This is a genomic window from Halanaerobium saccharolyticum (genome assembly GCF_003259895.1).
In the GTDB taxonomy this organism is placed as follows: domain Bacteria; phylum Bacillota; class Halanaerobiia; order Halanaerobiales; family Halanaerobiaceae; genus Halanaerobium; species Halanaerobium saccharolyticum_A.
Genome location: NZ_QLME01000047.1, coordinates 1 through 4,865, shown reverse-complemented (window position 1 = coordinate 4,865; position 4,865 = coordinate 1). Strand labels below are relative to the sequence as shown.

Annotated in this window: 2 rRNA genes; both read right to left on the bottom strand. The window is 48.4% G+C overall.

Annotated features, from left to right (window positions below):
* Positions 1-22: 22 nt before the first annotated feature.
* Positions 23-3,001 (bottom strand): 23S ribosomal RNA (locus tag C7958_RS15330).
* Between the two features lie 194 nt (positions 3,002-3,195).
* Positions 3,196-4,747, bottom strand: a 16S ribosomal RNA gene (locus C7958_RS15325).
* Together the 16S and 23S rRNA genes form the textbook arrangement of a ribosomal RNA operon.
* Between the last annotated feature and the right edge of the window lie 118 nt (positions 4,748-4,865).

The following is a 4,865-nucleotide window of genomic DNA, read 5'->3' as shown; positions in this document are numbered from 1 at the left end:
TCAAAGATACATATAGGAAATAATGATTAAGCCCTCGATCTATTAGTACCAGTTAGCTTAATGTATTACTACACTTACACCTCTGGCCTATCTACCTTATCATCTTTAAGGGATCTTACCTTCTTAACAAAGTGAGATACCTAATCTTGAAGTCTGTTTCACGCTTAGATGCTTTCAGCGCTTATCTTTTCCACACTTAGCTACTCAGCTATGCTCCTGGTGGAACAACTGATTCACCATCGGTGTGTCCATCCCGGTCCTCTCGTACTGGGGACAGCTCTTCTCAAGTATCTTCCGCCTGCGACGGATAGGGACCGAACTGTCTCACGACGTTCTGAACCCAGCTCGCGTACCGCTTTAATTGGCGAACAGCCAAACCCTTGGAACCTGCTTCAGCTCCAGGATGCGATGAGCCGACATCGAGGTGCCAAACCTCCCCGTCGATGTGAACTCTTGGGGGAGATAAGCCTGTTATCCCCGGGGTAACTTTTATCCGTTGAGCGACGGCAATTCCACACTATACCGCCGGATCACTAAGTCCTACTTTCGTACCTGCTCGACTTGTCTGTCTTGCAGTTAAGCTCCCTTCTGCCTTTACACTCTTCGTGCGATTTCCATCCGCACTGAGGGAACCTTTGAGCGCCTCCGTTACTGTTTGGGAGGCGACCGCCCCAGTCAAACTGCCCGCCTGACAATGTCCTGTGACCAGTTTATGGCCTCCAGTTAGAATTCCGCTGTAGAAAGGGTGGTATCCCACCAGCGACTCCACTGACATTAGCATGCCAGCTTCAAAGTCTCCCACCTATCCTGTACATTCTACATCAAAACCCAATATCAGGCTGCAGTAAAGCTCCACGGGGTCTTTCCGTCCTGTCGCAGGTAGCCTGCATCTTCACAGGCAATTTAATTTCACCGAGTCCCTTGTTGAGACAGCATCCAAGTCGTTACGCCATTCGTGCAGGTCGGAACTTACCCGACAAGGAATTTCGCTACCTTAGGACCGTTATAGTTACGGCCGCCGTTTACTGGGGCTTAGGTTCAGACCTTCGTGCATAAGCACTAAGCCTTCTCCTTGACCTTCCAGCACCGGGCAGGCGTCAGCCCCTATACTTCGTCTTACGACTTAGCAGAGACCTGTGTTTTTGATAAACAGTCGCTTGGATCTTTTCACTGCGACCCACTAGCTAATGCTAATGGGTACCCCTTCTCCCGAAGTTACGGGGTCATTTTGCCGAGTTCCTTAACAAGGGTTCTCTCGCGCGCCTTAGAATTCTCTTCCCGTCTACCTGTGTCGGTTTGCGGTACGGGCACTGTAAATCTCGTTAGTGGTTTTTCTTGGCGGCTCATTAAGTGGCTTCGCCTCTTTTGGCTCCACATCACCAGCAGCTATTAACGGGTAAAGGGATTTGCCTCCTTACCCTAACTTTCTGGCTTATACGTGCTCTTCCAGTCACACGCTCCACTCTCTTTGCCGCGTCCCCACTTCACTCAATCAACTTACAGTGGTATCTGAATCTTTACAGATTTTCCATCACCTACGCCTTTCGGCCTCGGCTTAGGTCCCGACTAACCCTGGGAGGACGAGCCTTCCCCAGGAATCCTTAGACTTTCGGCGAAGGAGATTCTCACTCCTTTTTTCGTTACTCATACCGGCATTCTCTCTTCTGTACAGTCCACTGCTCCTTCCGGTACAGCTTCGCTCCGTACAGAATGCTCCTCTACCACTTACAATCATATAAATATAATCATAAATCCACAGCTTCGGTGATATGCTTTAGCCCCGTTACATTTTCGGCGCGAAACCGCTTAACCAGTGAGCTATTACGCACTCTTTAAATGAGTGGCTGCTTCTAAGCCAACATCCTGGTTGTCTGTGCGATCTCACTTCCTTTTCCACTTAGCATATACTTTGGGACCTTATCTGGTGGTCTGGGCTCTTTCCCTTTCGACTATGAAGCTTATCCCACATAGTCTGACTCCCGATGAACATTAAATGGCATTCGGAGTTTGAATGGATTTGGTAACCTTGTTGGGCCCCTTGTCCAATCAGTGCTCTACAACCACTTAATTCTTACATCGAGGCTAGCCCTAAAGCTATTTCGAGGAGAACCAGCTATCTCCGAGTTCGATTGGCCTTTCACCCCTATCCACAACTCATCCCCTCATTTTTCAACATAAGTGGGTTCGGGCCTCCACAGGCTCTTACACCCGCTTCACCCTGGTCATGGATAGATCACTCGGTTTCGGGTCTACTAATCATAACTTCCGCCCTTATCAGACTCGCTTTCGCTCTGGCTTCATCTCTATGACTTAACCTTTCGCTACGATTAGTAACTCGCCGGTCCGTGATACAAAAAGTACGCAGTCAGGCTTTATAATAGCCCTCCTACTTGTTGTAAGCTTATGGTTTCAGTTTCTATTTCACTCCCCTTCCGGGGTTCTTTTCACCTTTCCCTCACGGTACTTGTTCACTATCGGTCATTCAGGAGTATTTAGTCTTGGAAGGTGGTCCTCCCATATTCTCACAAGGTTTCTCGTGTCTCGTGATACTCTGGATAATTCTCTGACTTCTTCTACCTTTCGTCTACAGGACTATTACCTCCTACGGTTGAGCTTTCCAGCTCATTCGACTCGGTAAAAAATTTAAGTCAGCCAAAGGCTGTAGCCTTTAGACAGTCTATCCTACACCCACATTAAGCAACGTCTACAGACTTACACTTAATGTGTTTGGACTCTTCCCCCTTCGCTCGCCGCTACTAAGGGAATCTCGTTTTGATTTCTTTTCCTCAGGGTACTAAGATGTTTCAGTTCTCCTGCTTGTTCTTACATGGCTACTTATTTCACCACATAATACCAGTGCTCCACACTGGTGGGTTGCCCCATTCGGATATCCGCGGATCTACGCTTATTTAGCAGCTCCCCACGGCTTTTCGCAGCCGGTCGCGTCCTTCTTCAACTCTGAATGCCAAGGCATCCACCATAAGCTCTTTCTAGCTTAATCAATTTATTTCCTATATGCATTTTTCAATGTACAGTTTTTTAAGAAATAGGATGTCAGATGTCGGATGTAAGTTAAAATCCTGGATCAGGATTCTTACTTCCGATCTCTTACCTCTTACTTCTTTTATATATTATTATAGAAGATTCCAAATAGAACCTTCAAAATTAAACAGCAAGCTCACGTTCTCTCCTTAGAAAGGAGGTGATCCAGCCGCACCTTCCGGTACGGCTACCTTGTTACGACTTCACCCCTCTTACCGGACACACCTTTGGCATCCGCAGATGACTTCTGGTGCATCCAACTCGATTGGTGTGACGGGCGGTGTGTACAAGGCCCGGGAACGTATTCACCGCAGTATGCTGACCTGCGATTACTAGCGATTCCAACTTCATACAGGCGAGTTGCAGCCTGCAATCCGAACTGGGACTGATTTTAAAGGATTTGCTCCACCTCGCGGCTTTGCTCCCCTCTGTATCAGCCATTGTAGCACGTGTGTAGCCCGAGATATAAAGGGCATGAGGACTTGACGTCATCCCCACCTTCCTCCGACTTTCACCGGCAGTCTTCTTAGAGTCCCCGACATTACTCGCTGGCAACTAAGAACAGGGGTTGCGCTCGTTGCGGGACTTAACCCAACATCTCACGACACGAGCTGACGACAGCCATGCACCACCTGTCTCCGTGTGGCACTAAGTGCCAAACTCTACTCTCATAGATGGTCACGGGATGTCAATTCTCGGTAAGGTTCTTCGCGTTGCTTCGAATTAAACCACATGCTCCACCGCTTGTGCGGGCCCCCGTCAATTCCTTTGAGTTTCAATCTTGCGATCGTAATCCCCAGGCGGGATACTTAATGCGTTAACTCCGGCACTGAAGGATTCGAACCTCCAACACCTAGTATCCATCGTTTACGGCTGGGACTACCGGGGTATCTAATCCCGTTCGCTCCCCCAGCTTTCGTACCTCAGCGTCAGTGTTAACCCAGAGAGTCGCCTTCGCCACTGGTGTTCTTCCTAATATCTACGTATTTCACCACTACACTAGGAATTCCACTCTCCTCTGTTACACTCAAGATAACCAGTTTCAAACGCAGTCTGTCGGTTAAGCCGACACCTTTCACGCTTGACTTGATTATCCGCCTGCGTACCCTTTACGCCCAATAATTCCGGACAACGCTTGCACTCTACGTATTACCGCGGCTGCTGGCACGTAGTTAGCCAGTGCTTCCTCCAAAGGTACCGTCAGGTGGGTAGCATTTACTATACCCACGGTTCTTCCCTAAGGACAGAGCTTTACAATCCTAAGACCTTCTTCACTCACGCGGCGTTGCTCCATCAGGCTTTCGCCCATTGTGGAAGATTCCCCACTGCTGCCTCCCGTAGGAGTCTGGACCGTGTCTCAGTTCCAGTGTGACTGATCGTCCTCTCAGACCAGCTATAGATTGTTGCCCTGGTGAGCCATTACCTCACCAGCTAGCTAATCTACCGCGAACTCCTCCTCAAACGATGGCTAAAGCCACCTTTTCTGATTGTGTGATGCCACACTCTCAGCTTACCCCGGATTAGCCCGACTTTCGCCAGGTTATCCCGGACTTGAGGACAGATTATTCACGTGTTACTCACCCGTCCGCCACTATCTAGATCTCGTCGTCAACCCGAAGGTTTCTGTCGAGGTAGACCGTTCGACTTGCATGTGTTAAGCACGCCGCCAGCGTTCGTCCTGAGCCAGGATCAAACTCTCCATATAAAGAATTTGAATTTGACTCATATTATTTAATATAAGCTTTAAACTATAATTACTTTTAAGTTTTAACACTCAAAGTATATTAACGTTGGCTTGCTGTTTAATTTTCAAGGTTCAACGC